This window comes from Bacillus luti (genome assembly GCF_001884105.1).
In the GTDB taxonomy this organism is placed as follows: Bacteria; Bacillota; Bacilli; order Bacillales; family Bacillaceae_G; genus Bacillus_A; species Bacillus_A luti.
This window is the reverse complement of sequence record NZ_MACI01000070.1, coordinates 1-17665: the sequence shown is the minus strand read 5'-3', so window position 1 is coordinate 17665 and position 17665 is coordinate 1. Positions and strand designations below refer to the sequence as shown.

Genomic DNA, 17665 nt, shown 5'->3' with positions numbered 1-17665 from the left:
AATTGTCACATTCCTCACATATATTTCGTTACATTTATGATTATTAAATGAGGGGGAATGTATATGAAAATATTTATAGCAGGTGCAACGGGTGTAATCGGACGTTCTTTATTGCCTATGTTAATAAAAGAGGGGCATACGGTATTTGCAATGATTCGTAATGAATCGCAAGTAGAGGAAATGAAGAAATTTGGTGCTATCCCAGTAATAGCTGATATATTTAATCGACAGGCTGTATTTTCTGCACTAAATGAAACAACTCCTGATGTAGTGATTCATCAATTAACGTCATTGTCTACGTGGAATTTTGAGGATAATGCCAAAATTAGAATCAAAGGTACTCGTAACCTTGTTGATGCAGCTAAAAATGTAGAGGTAAAGAGAATGATTGCTCAAAGTATTTCATGGGCGTATGAACCAGGAGAAACACTTGCGACAGAAATAGATTCATTAGACATTGCTGCCCCTATGCCTAGGCAGCTGACTATTGATGGCATATTAAAATTAGAACAAGCTGTTTCGGAGTTACAAGAAGCGGTTATACTTCGTTACGGTACGCTATATGGTCCAGGTACATGGTATGCGGAAAATGGATTAATCGCAAATCAAGTTCGTAATAATGAAATTATCGCATCAGACGGGATAAGCTCGTTTATACATGTCGAAGATGCTGCTAGGGCAGCTATGTTAGCTCTTCATTGGCCTGCAGGAACTGTAAATATTGTAGATGATTTTCCAGCAACAAGTAAAGAGTGGTTACCGATATATGCAGCTGCAATTGGGGCGCCGGTTCCAATAGTTCAAGCTGGGAAGATTAGTTGGGAAAGAGGAGCTTCAAATAATAAAGCACGTAAAGAGTATGGGTGGGAGCCTTTATTTTCATCATGGTCTGAAGGGTTTAAAAACTTGGTAAGTATGTAAAATACAACTTTAATGGGAATGATAGTAACATACACCATTAAAGGATTGGGCTATTATGAATGTTATTTTAGAAAGCATTGTATTAATTCTCACTGGAATAATTGTATTAAAAATGACAGGTAGTAAATCTGTTAGTCAAATGACAAGAGCTGAAATAATTATAGTAGTATCAATTGGACGTATTATTGTAGAGCCTGTATTAAGTAGGAAAGTAGTCCCATCTATATTTGCAGCTATTATATTTGCGAGCATACTTCTTATCATTCATATCTTTGAATTGAAATTAAAGAAGGTGGAACAATTCCTAAATGGCAGTAGCATTGTAATAGTAGAAAACGGAGAGATTGTAATAGAGAATTTGATGAAGGCAAAAATGTCGGAACAACAACTTTATATGCAATTAAGAGAAAAAGGAATTCATGATTTAAAGATTTTACAACAAGTTACAGCTGAACCGAATGGGCGTATTGGTTATCAATTAATAGAAAAAGCTCAACCAATAACTTTAGAAGTGTTAGAAAAAGTAATAGATCAGTACAATACAAAAAGATAATTTCTCTTGAGAAAAGCCAATATTCTAACAGAAGTATTGGCTTTTTTATTTTTTTACAAACGTAAGGATTAATAAAAAATGGGTGGATTTTAAACCAATCATTATAATAGATATAGGCTTATAATTATGCTATATTCAATGGACCTATATTGAATGTGGTAAAAAAATTAATTTGGCATAGGTAGCAGCAACGTTAAAATTTATAAGTTTGTAATGTGATACTAAAAATGAGATAAGAATAAGGAGAAAGAAATATAATGGAATTTTGGGAATCAAGTTTTATAGAAAAACAAACGATGTGGGGGTTTGAACCTACAGATTCTGCAATTTTGACAAAGGATTTTTTCCTTGAAAAAAACGTTAAGGATATTTTAATTCCGGGTATTGGATATGGTAGAAATGCAAAGGTTTTTATCGAAAATAGTATAAATGTCACGGGTATTGAAATTTCAAAAACAGCCATTGATTTAGCAAAGCAAAACGGACTAGAGGGTATTAGTATACATCATGGTTCGGTAAACAATATGCCTTTTGATAGCAAACTGTATGATGGGATATTCAGTCATGCACTTCTTCATTTGTTGAATAAGCATGAGCGAGAGAAATTTATTAAAGATTGTTATAATCAGCTAAAACCAGGTGGATATATGGTTTTTACAACGGTTTCTAAAAAAGCTCCAATGTACGGAAAAGGGAAACAGTTGGATCAAGATTATTTTGAGGTAATGGAAGGCGTGAAAATGTATTTCTATGACTCTGAATCCATAAAAAAGGATTTTGAAAAATATGGACTTGTACAGGTGTCTGGAATTGAAGAACCACATAAGAATGCAAAAAATAAACCTTCAATACATTTTTTATTCATAAAATGTAAAAAAGCATTATAAAGAAAAGATAGTAGATGTTAATTGCCACTGTTAAATATAGATTATGTATGCAAAAATCGCAACTGGAAAACATAGGTTGCGATTTTTCTTTTGAAGGAAGTAATTAAACTTCGTATGGAGATAATTTCAAAGCCTTATTTATCGCAATTAATCGAAAAGGAATACACTCAAGCCCATTTACTCGAATGTTCAAAATCCAGATATGACAAAGTTACTACTCATTAGTAAATAATGATGATGAAATGTTAGGCCAATCTTACATGTATAGAGTATACATTTTTTTTAGTAAAGACACTGGTACAAGAAACAGATTTTTTTTTACATTTAATATACTAAATGTAAAAAAAGGAGCTTGATTATTCATGACATCAAAAAGTAAAAAATGTTTCAATCCTCATGAATTTCCTTATTCACTTTTTCCTTGTGCATTTCCGTGCGAACTTCCAGAGCCTATAAAACCAATAGACCCTGCTAAATTTGATTATATCGTGATTGGTGCCGGAACTGCTGGAGGGGTAATTGCCAAAGAATTAACGGATGACAAAAGTACTTCTGTACTAGTGCTTGAAGCGGGAACAAATATGACGAAGGAGCTAAGTAACCCTAGCGTTATTGGCGCGATTAACACAACTCGTAGTAACAGATTTAGCTTCAATGTTACTTCTGAACTAGAGTCTACTATTGCACGTACGCTTATTGCAACGAATGGTCGCACTATGGGGGGAAGCTCGGAAATTTGTGACATGTATGCCGTACGTGGGAGTAAAGAGTTATATGACAAATGGGCAAGTCTTGTTGGTAACCAATGGAGTTACAATGAGATTAGCTCCTTATTTATAAAAAATGAAACCTATACAGGAGCGACACAAGACCCTAATGAAAGGGGAAAGAATGGGCCAATTTTTAATAGGCAACAGAATATTCCCCCTGATGGATTGATAGATACGTTAGTTCAAGCAACAAATACTGTATTGGGAACACCGATTACTGAGGACTATAATACCGGTATTAGAGATTGTACATTTCATAAAACGCAAATCATTCAAAAAGAGATTGGTCCCGGTCAATTTGTTCGATCTTCAACGGCAACAGGTTATTTAAATGAACATATTGTTAGTCAAGGAGATCAGCTTCATCCAGATGAATTTGGAGTTGATGGAAGGAAATTGGTTATTTTAGCTAAAACAACCGTTAACAAAATCTTATTTAAAAAGAAAAATGGACAGAACATTGCGGTTGGTGTTGAATTTGTCAAGGATGGTGTTTCACATAGAAGATTTGCAAGAAAAGGTATTATCGTCTCTGCAGGATTTTTTTCCTCAGTCATTCTACAACGTTCAGGAATCGGTAAATCTGATGATTTAGCTAAAGCAGGTATATCAACGTTGATAGAGAGTCCAAATGTAGGCCATAATTTGCAAATTCAGGGTTATGTTGGATTAGGAGTTGAGATAGATACATCTCAACTTCTTCCGGTATTTTTTGCTGATCCCAACTTTCCACTTATCCTAGGTGCTTTCCAAGCAGAAAATCCAATGAATATACTAGAAAGTCGTCGTCTTCAATTGATAGGGGCTCCTATTCCATTTTTTCTTCCGGCTTCAGATGTGATTAGCAATGGTTGGAGTTTTGATTTAACTTTTCAAACTACGCCAAGCATTATGAGTTTTGGTATTATAGACGTTAATACAAAAAGCAGGGGTACAGTACTAGTGGAACATAGCGATCCAGAGGCTTATCCATCCCTTGACTTCAATCCATTGGGAAATCCAGATGACCTAACATATATGGTCGATCAATATAAGAGGATTTATAATATAATTGTAGAAGCTAGAAATCCGCTCAAATACCCAAATAACGGAATTGGGAAAGTTGTATACCCTTCAGAGAGTATATTCCAACTACCTGATAACGACCCTAACAAACAAAAGCAGCTTGAGAATTATGTCAAAGCTTCTTATACGAACTTTTCTTTAGGAGGACAGTGTCGGATGGGACAGACGATTCAAGAAGGTGTTGTCGATGGATTCCTCAATGTGTTTGGTACTAAAAACCTTAAAGTGGCTGATCTTTCCATCTCTCCATTTTTACCAGATGGTCAGCCGTCCGCCGCTGCTCAGGTGATTGGATTAAATGCAGTACGTTTTATAAAAGAGGATACCTCTTCATATGTAATGACAGATGAGGAACTTGAAGATTATGAAAATGAATTGAAAAAAGGATATTAAATATTTGTGCATTTGTTCTATTTTTATTTTTGTTGGAAAGGCTTGAATTTGTAAGGAATTCAAGCTTTTTACTATATGTGATAGAAAGGAATAATAATGATAATCACATTGCAATTGACTAGTTTTTGTCTAGCCATTTATATATAAAGAAAAGACACCTTGACAGTATTACTAGTGAAACTATATGTTACTCATAATTGTTAATACGTAAGAGAACGATATAACACATAATAAAAAATGAATCTGTAAGAGTAGGATTACAGACTCATTTTTAAATATTAATATTTCTGTACGACAAACGTAATAGCATTAGTCTTTAATTGAATGTGTCTTTCATTACGAACTATATCATACGTTAATTCTTTTATTTCAATTTTTAATTCTTTCCATTCTTTATAGATGCTTTTTAATAGTTGTATCATATCTTCAGTAGGAAGGTTAATTTCAATTAAAGCATCTAATTCTTCATTCGTATGTAAGTCAATTTCTTGTATGTTCGAGTTAATAATTAAACAATTGATACCACCAGTCTTTGTACCTTTTTTCATAGAATGGAGTACATTTGTTAAATCTTCTTCTGATTTAACATGCTCTAAACTGGATACTGCAACGATATAATCATAAGTGTTAGAGGGAATATAGTAGTTTTCAATTGCTACTTGTTCTGTTTTTATAACCTCGAATACATCATGTTCTTTGCTATAAATTTGTAGCTTTGTTAAAGCGGAATCAAGCAAGTCAACACATGTAACAGTTCCGCTAGTATTTTTTATCTCTTGTGCAATTGGAATGCTATTTCTTCCGATGCCAGAGCCGAGGTCAAGTACCTGTAAGTTTTTTTGTCCTGCAAAGTGATCTATTAAGTCCATCACCGTTTTAACTGGTTTGTTAAGCCAAGATCCAGTTTCAAACAGTTTATATTGTTCATAGCAAAGATCGTGATATTTCTTTTCTTCTTGTCTTATGTATTCGATACGGTTCATATTGTTTCAGCTCCAATATTTTTATTGCAAAATTCATATGTAGGACAACCTTTAATATTTGTTTGAATTCGAAAGATACCACCTGCATGTGGATAGTCCTTTAATTCGTCATCCGTCATTCTTGTTCTGGCTGTTGTAACATATAAATCTGTTAAATTAGGCCCTCCAAATGTACACGACGTTACATATAACGCTGGAATTGGGATACTTAATATTTGTTCTCCAGTTAAAGGATTCCATCTAGTAATCTTTGAACCTCCCCAATGTGCAATCCATAAACAACCTTCTTCATCAATTGTCATACCGTCGGGTAGCCCATCATTTTCGTGGAAAATGATTACATCACTTGGATTGAGAATTTTTCCAGTATACTTATCATAATGATAGCGAACCACTTTTTTAGTAGGTGTATCAATATAGTAAAGGTATTTATGGTTAGGTGACCAAGCAATTCCATTTGATGTATTTACATGTGAAACTTTTTTCTCTACGCTCAAATTATTATTTAAACAATACAAAGAACCTGCAGTATTAATACCATATGTATCTGTAGTACCTGCCCAAAAGCGGCCAGCTGGATCACATTTTCCATCATTAAAACGGTTTTCTATTAAATGTGATTCAGGGTCAAAAATATGTGTCAATTTTTCTGTATATACATTAATAGAATAAAAGCCGTTTTCCATAGCTAAGAGTAGTACGTCCTCTAAATATGGAACAACACAACCAATTTGTTGATTGAGAGCGATTACTCGGTTCGTATTAGCGGTAGGATTATATATGCATAATTTTTTCTCCATAATATCAACCCAATATAAAAGCTGCTTTTTCTCATCCCAACATGGTCCTTCAGCTAAACTTGATTTAGCATCCAAAACTAATTCTATATTACTGAACAAGATGTTCACCTCGCTTTATAAGATATTTATATAATTCGATAAAAATAGAGGTAAACCTTTAGTAAGAAGATATTAAGATTTGTAAGGTAGACAATCAATCTTCTAAAATTATTAAAAAGTGTATAAACACGGAGAGGAAAATGCATATGATGTTTTATGAGATTGTTTGCTTTTCTTGTAAGAAGATATTTCGTGTTTACGAGGGTAGTGAAAAATATAAGAGATTTAAAGAGAAATCAAAAGGGGCATATTGTTGTGATGAGTGTAGCCACAAAATTCAATTAGAAGCGATAAAGCATTTTTTTAGATAGTTATATATTCTGTTTAGAAAAGTTTGACAATAAAAGTGTTATAAATTATCATATAAAAAAACTAATATTTAAAATGGCATGGAAGAGAAGAGTAGTTAAGAAAGAATACGTACAGAGAGCTCTGGTAGCTGAGAAAGAGCAGTATACATCTTAATGAAAAAAGACTTGGAGCTGCGCAAGGAACTAATTTGTTTAGGGATGGTGCGACGGGTTCTCCCGTTATAGAGATAGGGTATAAGCATATTTTGCCGTACCTGAAGAGGTTAATATGGTGACATATTAACAAACTGAGGTGGTACCGCGAAGCTAATAACTCTCGTCCTCAAGATGAATAATCTTGGGGGTGGGAGTTTTTTTATTGCAAAAAAATGAAAATGTGAGAACAAAAATATAATTGAGGTGAGTAGTATATGCATTGGGCGTATGAAGTAGCACATGAATTAATTAGAAAACATCCAAACAAAGAAACTTTTGTTTGCGCTTCAGGAATTAGTCCATCTGGTTCTGTTCATATCGGGAACTTCCGTGAAATTGTAACGACTTATTTCGTTGTAAGGGCGCTTAAAGATTTAGGGAAAAAGACTCGTTTCATTTTTTCATGGGATGATTATGACAGGTTTAGAAAAGTCCCTAAAAATATTGATCCATCTTTTGCTAAATATATTGGTATGCCATACTGTGATATTCCAGATCCATATGGATGTCATAACTCATATGCGGAGCATTTTGAAAAAGAGTTTGAAAAGTCGCTCCAAGTATTTGGGATTGAAGTGGAATTCATATATCAAAACGCTGAGTATAGAAGCGGAAGGTATAACGGGAATATATTAGAGTCTTTATATAAAAGAAAAGAAATATATGATATTTTAATGAGTTTTAAAACTGGGAAGTGTAGTGATGAAGAACGAGAGAGTTTTTATCCGGTTACATTATATTGTGAGAAATGCGGGAAAGATGCAACAACGATTACACATTTTGATGAAGTATTGAAAACAGTTCGGTATGAATGTGAATGCGGAAATCAAAATGAATTATCAATATTAAATACAAATAAAATGAAACTGAATTGGAAAATTGATTGGCCGATGAGATGGATGATTGAGGATGTTGTTTTTGAACCGGGCGGCAGAGATCATTCATCAGAAACAGGTAGTTATAATGTATCAAAGGAAATTGCGAGGGAAGTATTCAATCGTGAAGCTCCACATTACGTTGCTTATGATTTCATTGGAATTAAAGGGAATCATGAAAAAATGTCTAGTTCCTTAGGGAATAGTATTACACCTAGCGAGTTGCTAAAAGTGTATTTGCCCGAAGTGATTCTATTTATGTTTGCAAAATATAGGCCAGACGCAGCGTTTCATATCGGTCTTGATGAAGATGTGATTCGCAATTTTACAGAGTATGAACGATTAAAAGATAGTTATAAAAATAAAATGCTCAAAAATGAAGATTTATTTGATGCAATGAAGCTCTCTAGAGCCGATAGCCGAGTTAATGAATATCCGAAATTTAATCAAGTAGCAGGAACGTTACCATTATTACATTTTGATTCATCTATTTTACAAAGTATATTAGAAAAAACAGATAGAAGTTATGCATTACCTGAAATGATTGCAATAAGTAATCGGGTGGAATATTGGATTAGAAACTTTCAATCTGAAAAATTAATTACAGTAAATCAAGAGAGAAATATAGAGTTTTACAACACATTAGATGACAGGCAGAAAGGATGGTTAGTAGAAGTTTGCAAAATACTTCGTTCTAATAACGATTACTCTAACTTAATGGAACAATTGTATTCGATTTGTCATCATGAAAATAAAAAGATAATGAAAGAAAATCAAAAACAATTATTCACCATTATATATAAGCTCATTATGAATCAATCAAATGGTCCTCGTATACCATTATTGATACATGTGGTAGGCATAGAGAAATTCATCACATTATTAGATTTCTAAAACATAGTGAGAAGCAACGCAAGTACCCAAATTTCTAAGCACTTGCGTTGCAAATTTTACTATCGTGAATACATTTTCGGACATTCATCACCACGTGGTTCATAAAAGCAATGGCTTTTAAACTGTCCTACAAACGGCTGATTATACCATTCAGGTGGACAAGCTCCAGTTGGACGGAAATACCAAAGAGCCCATCTTGCTGGCCAGCGCCATTCACCTTGTAAAACTTTTCTTGCGATTTCTTTTTCTGATTCACGAGCGCGTTGGTAAAAATATCCGTATTGTACAGCTTCAAATCCACCTGGGCTTTGATATACTGCATCATGTACGGTACGGAGTTGTTTAAAGTCTAAACAATCACAAAACACACGATTTACTACAACACATCCAACAAGTTGTTCGCCTTGCCGACCTTCGCCTTCAGCTTCAGCGCGTATTAATCGAGCGAGTAAGTCAACATCGCTTTCGTTATATGGAATAAGGGGCATAATGATACCGCCTTTCTTTACCTGTTATAGTAAAGAGTGTATGTATGAAAATAAGCTAAGTGCTTTTCTATATGTAAATTCATTAATTATTAAAAGGAGCTTTTATGAAAAAAGCTAATTAGTAATTGTAGACCAATATAAAAGGGGAGAGATAATATGTATCGAATTCAAAAAGAACATATCATTTACGCAATGTCATCAGAAAATAAACCATGTATGGAAGTAGAAATTGGGAGTCGCCTTGTATTTGAAACATATGATTGCTTTGAAAATCAAATTGATTCTGAAGATGTGGTGTTTCAAGAGTTAGATTGGAATCGAATTAATCCAGCGACTGGTCCTGTATATATTAAAGGGGCCGAACCTGGTGATATATTAGTTGTAACGATTGAAAAGATTGAAATTGCAGAGCAGGGCGTTTTAACTACAGGTGCGAACCGTGGTGTAATGGGGGAAGAGTTACATGAAAATACAGTGAAAGTCGTCTCAATACATAATGAACATGTTGTGTTTTCAAGTGAACTACAAATCCCGATTAATCCAATGATTGGGGTAATTGGTACTGCGCCGAAAGAAGAGAGTATTTCATGTGGTACACCGCATGATCACGGCGGGAATATGGACTGTAAAGAGATAAAGGAAGGGACAACGTTATTATTACCTGTAAATGTTCCTGGTGCTCTTTTAGCATTAGGTGATTTACACGCAGCGATGGGTGATGGTGAAATTGGTGTTAGCGGGGTTGAAGTTGCTGGTGAGGTAACTGTAACTGTTCAAACTATAAAAGGAAAGCGATGGCCTCTACCAATGGCTATTCAAAAAGGAAAAATAATAACGATTGCTTCAGAGAAATTGTTAGATGATGCAGCTAATCGCGCCGTACGTAATATGGTGACATTTTTATATGAAGAGTTGGAAATGTCTAAAGCTGACGCAACTCTTTTATTATCAGCAGCAGGTAATTTAAAAGTATGCCAAGTTGTAGACCCGCTGAAAACGGCACGGATGGAAATAGGAATGGATTATGTGGAGAAGCTGGGATTTATTTTGAGTGAATTTTAAATAGATAAAGATTAAAAAAGGATACTTTTGTATAAAAGTGTCCTTTTTTAATTTACGGATTTTGTGAAAAGAGGTAGTATTTATTTTGTATAAGTATATTTGAGATTGTGGAGCGAAAAAGGAGTTAAATAATGGTCAAAATAATGATTGTAGAAGACGATATAAAAATTGCAGAACTATTATCAACACATGTTGCGAAATACGGTTATGAAGGTATTATTGTATCAGATTTTCAAAATGTATTAGACATTTTTTTAGAAGAACAACCAGAGTTAGTTTTATTAGATATTAATTTACCATGTTTTGATGGGTACTATTGGTGTCGTCAAATTCGCGGGGTTTCTACATGTCCAATTTTATTTATTTCTGCGCGTGAAGGTACGATGGATCAAGTTATGGCGTTAGAAAATGGTGGCGATGATTTTATTTCGAAGCCTTTTCATTATGAAGTTGTGGTGGCGAAAATTCGTAGTCATTTAAGACGTGCCTACGGAGATTATGCACCAAAACTAGAAGAACGAATGATTGAGCAACAAGGTCTTTGTTTATATCCTGAAAGACTTGTGTTAAAGCTTAAGAATCAAGAGATTGATATTACAAGAAATGAAGCTATTTTATTAGAGACGTTAATGAAAAATTATCCGCGTGTAGTGAGCAGAGAAGTGTTATTAAATAAATTATGGGATAGTGAGTCCTATGTGGATGATAATACATTAAGTGTAAATACGACACGTGTGCGAAAAAAGTTAAAAACGTTACATATAGAAGGAGCAATTGAAACGGTTCGTAGCGTTGGATATAGAATGCATATTACTTGGGATACTGGTATGGAAAAATGATGAAGCTGTTTATACGTGATCATATACCGCTTATTTGTTTTACAGTATTGCAACTTCTCTCCATATTCCTTGTATATTGGTTTGATGGGCATAACCATATTGCAACGGCATTATATGCAATGTTTTTAGGTGTCTTTTTTATGGTAGGTTATTTAGTATTTCGTTACTTTACTCATCGTACGTTCTATGAAAGATTAGCAAATCCGTTGCATTCTTTGGATGATTCTGTTCAAAAATCAGATTTTGCTGTTGTATCTACTGCGCTTCAAGACTTACTGGAGGTACAATATCGACATTATCAAAATCAGCTGCAAATACAAGAGAGAAAAAATAATGATCATTTAACCTTTATGAATCAGTGGATACATCAAATGAAAACACCCTTGTCTGTAATAGAATTAATTACACAGGATGAAGTGGATTCGCGTTTTGAAAGTATTAATGAAGAAACTGACCGGTTGAAAAAGGGATTAGAGATGGCTTTGTATGTCGCGCGTTTAGAAGCATTTACACAAGATTTTTATGTGGAAAAAGTACAGCTACATAAAATAGTGAATGATTCCGTGCATGAACATAAACGCTTCTTTATCCGGAATTTTGTTTATCCAGAGCTTAAAATTGAGAAGGACATTACAGTAGAAAGTGATGCGAAATGGTTACAATTTTTAATTGGACAAATACTATCGAACGCGATTAAATATTCATCTGGTAGTCGAGAGAAGATTAAAGTGAAAGCTTGTAAGGAAGGTAATAACGTTATACTTGAAATCGCCGATTATGGCGTAGGGATACCGAAGCAAGATTTACCAAGAGTGTTTAAACCTTTCTTCACAGGAGAAAATGGTAGAGATTTTAAAGAATCAACTGGAATGGGGCTATATCTTGTATATGAAATTACGAAACAATTAGGACATAGTGTGGAAATCCATTCAGAAATTGATAAAGGTACCGTTGTACGAATTAAATTTTATAATGTGTAAAAAATGATTCAGGCTAAAGAACTTTTGAGATAAGTTTTTTAGCCTTGTTTTGTAATACTGATACAATTTGATAATGAAAGATTATGTACCTAAGAGAAGGTAAAAAGAATTACTAGACATATTAATGCTGATTGGTAGTAAAAGAGATTTTTTGTTAGTTGTTAATGATAGGGGGGGATTGTAATGGATATTCGGAAAATGAAATATTTTATAACAGTGGCAGAGGAATTAAATTTTAGTCGTGCAGCAGAACGTCTTATGATGGCGCAACCTCCTTTAAGTCAAGAAATTCGTAAATTAGAAGAAGAATTGGGAGTTCAACTTTTCCATCGAACAAAACGAATGGTTGAACTTACCGATGCAGGGGAAATATTTTTAGAAGGTGCGCGGCAAACGATAATTCAAGTAGATAGAACTATTAAAGAAACACAGCTTGCGGGGGAAGGGAAGGTAGGACATTTAATAATTGGCTTTGTCGATTCAACAGGAATCGTTATAGATATATTAAAACAATTTCGAGAACGTTTCCCTAAAGTTCAACTTATATTACGAGAGATGACAACAGACCAGCAAATAAAAGCACTCTATGAAAAACAAATTCATATTGGATTTATTCGTTCCAAGCAAAATAATGAAGTGTTATCTTCTGAAGTTTGTTCTAACGAACGTTTAAAACTAGTTTTACATGAAGATCACCCTTTCGTTTCGTTACCTAATATTTCTATTAAAGAACTAGTGGATGAACCATTTATTTTATTTCCTCGTCATTTCGGTACAAACTTTTATGATTTAATTATTAGTTACTTTTGGGAACATGGAGTAAGTTTAAATATTGTTCAAGAAGCGATTCAAATGCAAACGATTGTAAATTTAGTTGCTGCAGGAATGGGGATGTCTGTCGTCCCTTCATCGGTGGAAAGCTATAAAAAATCGGGAGTCATTTATAAAGAAATCAAAGAAAAAACACCATTAATAAATTTATATGCCGGATGGAGACAAGATGAAAAGTCTGTCATTTTAGAGAACTTCTTAACAGTTGTTAGAGAGGTTTATACGACTTCACATTGTGAATTTAAAAGATAAAAGCCCATCTTTATAGGATGGGGGGTGGGCATTTTAAAAGGAATGCTTCTTTATAGGTAGAACTCACTCATGTTTCAACCTGTTTTGCTAGGATCATACTCAACGAAACCTTTTAGTATCCTATCAATCTGATCCATAATTTCAGGTTGCAATTTCACACTAGAAGCAATTACGTTTTCTCTAATTTGTTCCGGATTGGAAGCGCCAATAATTGCAGAGGAAACAGCTGGATTTTGTAATACCCAAGCAACTGCGAGTTGAGGTAGGGTGAGATTATTTTCTTTAGCAATGGGATTAAGTTTCTGTATAGCGATAAGTACATTATCACTCATCCAACGTTGTACGAGTTTGTTGAAAAATGGTTTTCCTGCATCTGAATTAGCACGTGATTGGGCGGGGAGTGGTTTACCTGGTTGGTATTTTCCAGTGAGAATACCTTGTGCGAGAGGAGACCAAACAACTTGACCAAGTCCTTCACGTTGACATGTAGGTATTACATCCGTTTCGATAACTCGCCACAACATCGAATATTGAGGTTGGCTAGCAATAAGAGGGATGTTCAATTCTCGTGCAAGTGCTGCACCACGGGTAATTTGTTCTGATGTCCACTCACTTACGCCTAAATAAAGGATTTTACCTTGTCTTACAAGGTCAGCAAAAGCTAACATCGTTTCCTCAAGGGGAGTTGTTTTATCAAATCTATGTGCATAATAGATATCAATATAGTCTGTATGTAGCCGTTGTAAAGATGCATTACAATTTTCTATAATATGTTTTCGCGATAAACCTCGATCATTTTTTCCAGGTCCGGTCGGATGGCATACTTTTGTACAAAGTTCTATACTCTCTCTGCGTATGCCCTTCAAAGATCGGCCAAGTACTTCTTCGGCTACCGTGTCTGAATAAACATCAGCAGTATCGAACGTTGTAATTCCAACATCTAATGCGGCTTTCACACATTCATTTGCAGTATCTTCATTCACTTTTCCACCATGGTTTATCCAATTCCCGTATGCAATCTTACTTACTGTTAACCCACTGTTTCCGAGTTTGCTAAATTCCATTGTAGAATCCCTCCTTAAAAATGATAATTTTATTATAAGAACTAAAATGTAGTATGTATAATATATAATTAATCATAAATTTATATAAAAATTATATAAGAGGGAGTGCTTAGAAGTTTATTACTAGGGAAATCTAAAGGAAGTATTACAATCAATGTAGTTTGCGCTTGTTCAATATGAAGTAAAAAAATGATAAATAGACTTAGAAGAAAGCAATCTTTATTACAGCACATATAATTGCATTTACTCATACAGTACTATCATGGTACAATATGGTTACTAATGACGGAAAGGAATGATGGGTGGACGATGATTAACTAATCTTATTTTTAAATGTTGAAATTAAATAAATTTCAATTTCTAAAAAATAGGATTAGTCTGCCCAATTTCCATACAACGGTATTGCTATTTAGGTTGCGCAATAGCTTATTTGGGTATAAATATTTTAACGACTAATCCTGCCAAAATTACTTTGGGAGGATTTTTTATTCTCCCTTAATGAAAGGGATCGGTATTTATGAAAGAACTTTTAAAATTAAATGATGTTTATGTTGAAATAAAGGAAAATACTTTGTTAGAAAAAATGAATGTGACAGTAAAACAAGGGGATGTTATCGGATTAATTGGTAAAAACGGTGCTGGGAAATCAACGTTACTTCAATTAATAAATGGGAAGATTGAACCTTCAAAAGGTACTGTTGAATGGATGCAAATGAATATAACAACAGCATATGTTGAACAAGAAAAAGAATCTTTCGTTAGTAAGGATATGATTGCAAAAGAAGCAGAACTTCTTGCGAAATGGGGCGTGCCAACGAATGATTTTCATACTTTAAGTGGTGGTGAAAAGCTAAAAGTTCGATTAGCAAAAGGATTTGCCGAAAATCCTAATGTCTTAATATTAGATGAACCGACAAATCATTTAGATGAGATGAGTACGGAACTTCTCATTAAGCAAATTAAAAATATGAAAGGTACAGTTATCGTCGTATCGCACGATCGATACTTTTTAGATGTTGTTGCGACTAGAATATGGTCAATTGAGGACAAGAAATTAATTGACCATAGCGGTAATTATACAAGTTATATGAAAGCACGTGAGCATAAAAGAATGACGCAGCAACGTGAATATGAAAAACAACAAAAAAAGATAGAACAAGTAGAAACTCATATAAAAGAATTAAGTTCATGGTCACAAAAGGCACATGCGCAGTCTACAAAACAAGAAGGTGTTAAAGAATTTTATCGTGTAAAAGCGAAGCGAATGGATGCGCAAGTGAAGTCAAAACGAAAGCGTCTTGAAAAAGAGCTGGAGAAAACGAAAGTAGAACGTGTGAAAGAAGAGTATTCAGTCGAGTTCTCTATTCAAGCAAATAAAAAAGTAGGAAAACGCTTTTTAGAAGTAAAACAATTGAGAAAAGAATTTAATGGACGAACATTATTTGAAAACGTTAATTTTACAATTCAACACGGTGAGAAGGTTGCGATTATTGGGCCGAATGGTAGCGGGAAAACAACTTTACTGAAGATGATTATGGGGGACGAAACTGCTGAAGGAGAAGTATGGATTTCACCATCAGCAAACATCGGTTATTTAACTCAAGAAGTATTTGATTTACCACTTGATAAAACACCAGAAGATTTATTTTATAAAGAGACATTTGAAGAAAGAGGAAAAGTCCAAAATTTAATGAAACATTTAGGGTTTGAATCTTCCCAATGGAAAGAGCCAATTCGATATATGAGTATGGGTGAACGAGTAAAATGTAAGTTAATGGCTTATATTTTAGATGAAAAAGATGTACTTATTTTAGATGAACCGACGAATCACCTAGATCTTCCTTCACGGGAACAGCTTGAAAATACGTTAGGAGAGTATAATGGTACACTCGTTATCGTTTCTCACGATCTATATTTCCTGGAGAAAACAACTAACACCAAACTCGTGTTTTCAAATCATACGATACAAAAGCAACTAAAAGAGCCTATTAAAACAAGAGATGATATTGAAGAGCTACGTTTAAAGTTAGAAACAGAAAGACAAGAAGTATTAGGTAAATTAAGCTTTTTAACTTCTAACGATAAAGAATATAAAGAACTTGATGAACGATTTATAGAACTTACGAAGCAGATTAAGGCGCTTTAGTGTAAATAAGGGGGATTAACATGGGAGAAGAGAGTTTGACTAAGTTATTTAGAATAGATTGTGGAAATGTATATTTGCAAGAGTTTATGGTCAAAGATGCAGAGAGTATTTATAAAATATCCAATCAACCGGAAATAGAAAAGTTTTTACCAGACTGGAAATCGACGAAGGAACAGAGGGTTCATTGGATTATCAATGATGAAATACCAGCAAATAAAGCATTTCTAGCTGCCGTGAAAAATACATCTAACATAGATGGACACTCCTTACATTTAGGGATATTTATGAAAGGTACAAATGAGCTTATTGGATGGTGCTGTACGGCTATTAAAGAAGAACTCCCTTCACCGAATAGAGAAATTATGTATGCTATTTCAAGTGCGTATCAAAATAATGGCTACGCTACGAAAGCGACTAAAGGAATGATTGAATATTTGTTTGAAAATACAAATGTAACTATTCTTAACGCAATTGCTTTAATTAGCAACATAGCTTCAAGTCAACTACCCCCACTGAGATAAAACGTTTCAGTGGGGGTATGAGTTTGAATGCTAGGTCTTTTCGTCTATCACTAGACTGTTTGACGCTCTAGCATTCATGCCACCTTATGGTAACACCCCAAGTATGTTTTTGGTTGGTACTGGCAACGAACGATTGTTTTCCCACTTGCACCACTCTTTCGAAAAAAAGCAGTTCTTCCTTGTGGAAGAAGCCACCACTCAGATGAATCCGGCGTGTGCTACGAGCCCCGACAAGTCGAGTACACATGGATGGTTGACGCACCCACTAAGCTATGCACGAAGCAACAGCCTTACGTTTTTGCACTTCTAATAGAATCGGCGTTTTCACTTTGAGATTTTCATCTAATTCTACAATTCTTGATTTTTGCAGTGTATTCAGCGCACCATTAATATCAGCATGGATACATGTTCCTACTTTACTTTGGTACAGACCACGAGTGATTCGTTTACCACTAAAGCGATACTGCGTCCTATCATCCTTAGACCAAACTGGAACCCTATCTTTGTCTAGGAAACTGGCTTTTGAAGTATAGCTTTCTTCTTGTTTTAAAAATCGGATGCCTTCTTTTATACATTTATTCTCAATTGCTGCTATCAGTTTATGAAACGGGATTTGAACAAATGTTTGATTATTCTTTTTTCCCATATCAGATTTTTGTTTCCAACTAGCGTTATACCCTACGACAACCGTATCTATGTTACATGCTTTCACTTTTTTGAACAACAGGCCTACCGT

General features: G+C 34.3%; 17 protein-coding genes and 1 other annotated feature. Of the genes, 12 read left to right on the top strand and 5 right to left on the bottom strand.

Annotated elements, in window-relative coordinates:
• Positions 1–63: 63 nt before the first annotated feature.
• The 4 genes from BAQ48_RS17715 (at position 64) to BAQ48_RS17700 (ending at position 4589) form a co-directional block, all read left to right on the top strand.
• Positions 64–921: an NAD-dependent epimerase/dehydratase family protein gene (locus tag BAQ48_RS17715; RefSeq protein WP_071712166.1), complete on the top strand. Its 858-nt coding sequence runs from the start codon at positions 64–66 to the stop codon at positions 919–921.
• A gap of 55 nt (positions 922–976) precedes the next feature.
• On the top strand, positions 977–1474 hold the full coding sequence (locus BAQ48_RS17710; protein WP_071712165.1) for a DUF421 domain-containing protein: 498 nt from the start codon (positions 977–979) through the stop codon (positions 1472–1474).
• 257 nt (positions 1475–1731) lie between these two features.
• Positions 1732–2361 (top strand): class I SAM-dependent methyltransferase, encoded by a 630-nt coding sequence (locus BAQ48_RS17705; protein ID WP_071712164.1) that lies wholly within the window; start codon positions 1732–1734, stop codon positions 2359–2361.
• Between the two features lie 362 nt (positions 2362–2723).
• Positions 2724–4589 (top strand): GMC family oxidoreductase, encoded by a 1866-nt coding sequence (locus BAQ48_RS17700; RefSeq protein ID WP_084064801.1) that lies wholly within the window; start codon positions 2724–2726, stop codon positions 4587–4589.
• Positions 4590–4867: 278 nt separating this feature from the next.
• Here the strand turns inward: BAQ48_RS17700 and BAQ48_RS17695 are convergent, their stop codons facing one another.
• Positions 4868–5572, bottom strand: coding sequence for a class I SAM-dependent methyltransferase (locus tag BAQ48_RS17695; protein ID WP_071712163.1), 705 nt, complete (start codon positions 5570–5572; stop codon positions 4868–4870).
• Positions 5569–6471, bottom strand: a complete 903-nt coding sequence (locus tag BAQ48_RS17690; protein WP_071712162.1) for an SMP-30/gluconolactonase/LRE family protein — start codon at positions 6469–6471, stop codon at positions 5569–5571. The genes BAQ48_RS17695 and BAQ48_RS17690 overlap by 4 nt, the downstream gene beginning before the upstream one ends.
• A 140-nt stretch (positions 6472–6611) precedes the next feature.
• Between BAQ48_RS17690 and BAQ48_RS17685 the strand changes: the two genes are divergently transcribed.
• Positions 6612–6782 (top strand): DUF2197 domain-containing protein, encoded by a 171-nt coding sequence (locus tag BAQ48_RS17685; RefSeq protein ID WP_071712161.1) that lies wholly within the window; start codon positions 6612–6614, stop codon positions 6780–6782.
• Positions 6783–6852: 70 nt separating this feature from the next.
• Positions 6853–7109 (top strand) — a binding site (T-box leader).
• A gap of 83 nt (positions 7110–7192) precedes the next feature.
• The gene (lysS, locus tag BAQ48_RS17680) at positions 7193–8746 is read left to right on the top strand and encodes a lysine--tRNA ligase (protein WP_071712160.1); all 1554 of its coding nucleotides are present in this window, start codon (positions 7193–7195) and stop codon (positions 8744–8746) included.
• A gap of 59 nt (positions 8747–8805) precedes the next feature.
• Here the strand turns inward: lysS and BAQ48_RS17675 are convergent, their stop codons facing one another.
• Entirely contained in the window at positions 8806–9234 is a 429-nt protein-coding gene (locus BAQ48_RS17675) for a cell wall hydrolase (protein ID WP_001128412.1), read from the bottom strand.
• A 156-nt stretch (positions 9235–9390) separates the two neighbouring features.
• On the opposite strand from BAQ48_RS17675, the gene BAQ48_RS17670 reads away from it, so the two are divergent.
• The 4 genes from BAQ48_RS17670 (at position 9391) to BAQ48_RS17655 (ending at position 13198) form a co-directional block, all read left to right on the top strand.
• On the top strand, positions 9391–10296 hold the full coding sequence (locus tag BAQ48_RS17670; RefSeq protein WP_071712159.1) for an acetamidase/formamidase family protein: 906 nt from the start codon (positions 9391–9393) through the stop codon (positions 10294–10296).
• A gap of 131 nt (positions 10297–10427) precedes the next feature.
• The gene (locus BAQ48_RS17665) at positions 10428–11135 is read left to right on the top strand and encodes a response regulator transcription factor (RefSeq protein ID WP_071712158.1); all 708 of its coding nucleotides are present in this window, start codon (positions 10428–10430) and stop codon (positions 11133–11135) included.
• Positions 11132–12115 carry a sensor histidine kinase gene (locus BAQ48_RS17660; protein ID WP_071712190.1) on the top strand — a complete coding sequence of 328 codons (984 nt, stop codon included), beginning with the start codon at positions 11132–11134 and terminating at the stop codon, positions 12113–12115. The genes BAQ48_RS17665 and BAQ48_RS17660 overlap by 4 nt, the downstream gene beginning before the upstream one ends.
• 183 nt (positions 12116–12298) lie before the next feature.
• A complete protein-coding gene (locus BAQ48_RS17655; protein WP_071712157.1) occupies positions 12299–13198 on the top strand; it encodes a LysR family transcriptional regulator in 900 nt (299 codons plus the stop codon).
• Between the two features lie 74 nt (positions 13199–13272).
• Here BAQ48_RS17655 and BAQ48_RS17650 read toward each other — a convergent pair whose 3' ends face one another.
• Entirely contained in the window at positions 13273–14262 is a 990-nt protein-coding gene (locus BAQ48_RS17650) for an aldo/keto reductase family protein (RefSeq protein WP_071712156.1), read from the bottom strand.
• 517 nt (positions 14263–14779) lie between these two features.
• Here BAQ48_RS17650 and abc-f point away from each other — a divergent pair.
• Positions 14780–16408, top strand: a complete 1629-nt coding sequence (gene abc-f, locus BAQ48_RS17645) for a ribosomal protection-like ABC-F family protein (protein WP_071712155.1) — start codon at positions 14780–14782, stop codon at positions 16406–16408.
• A gap of 20 nt (positions 16409–16428) precedes the next feature.
• Complete coding sequence (locus tag BAQ48_RS17640; protein WP_071712154.1) at positions 16429–16929, top strand: GNAT family N-acetyltransferase; 501 nt, start codon at positions 16429–16431, stop codon at positions 16927–16929.
• Positions 16930–17194: 265 nt separating this feature from the next.
• Here the strand turns inward: BAQ48_RS17640 and BAQ48_RS17630 are convergent.
• Positions 17195–17665 (bottom strand): IS200/IS605 family accessory protein TnpB-related protein (locus BAQ48_RS17630; RefSeq protein WP_165613803.1); only part of this gene is annotated, 471 nt, incomplete at its 5' end.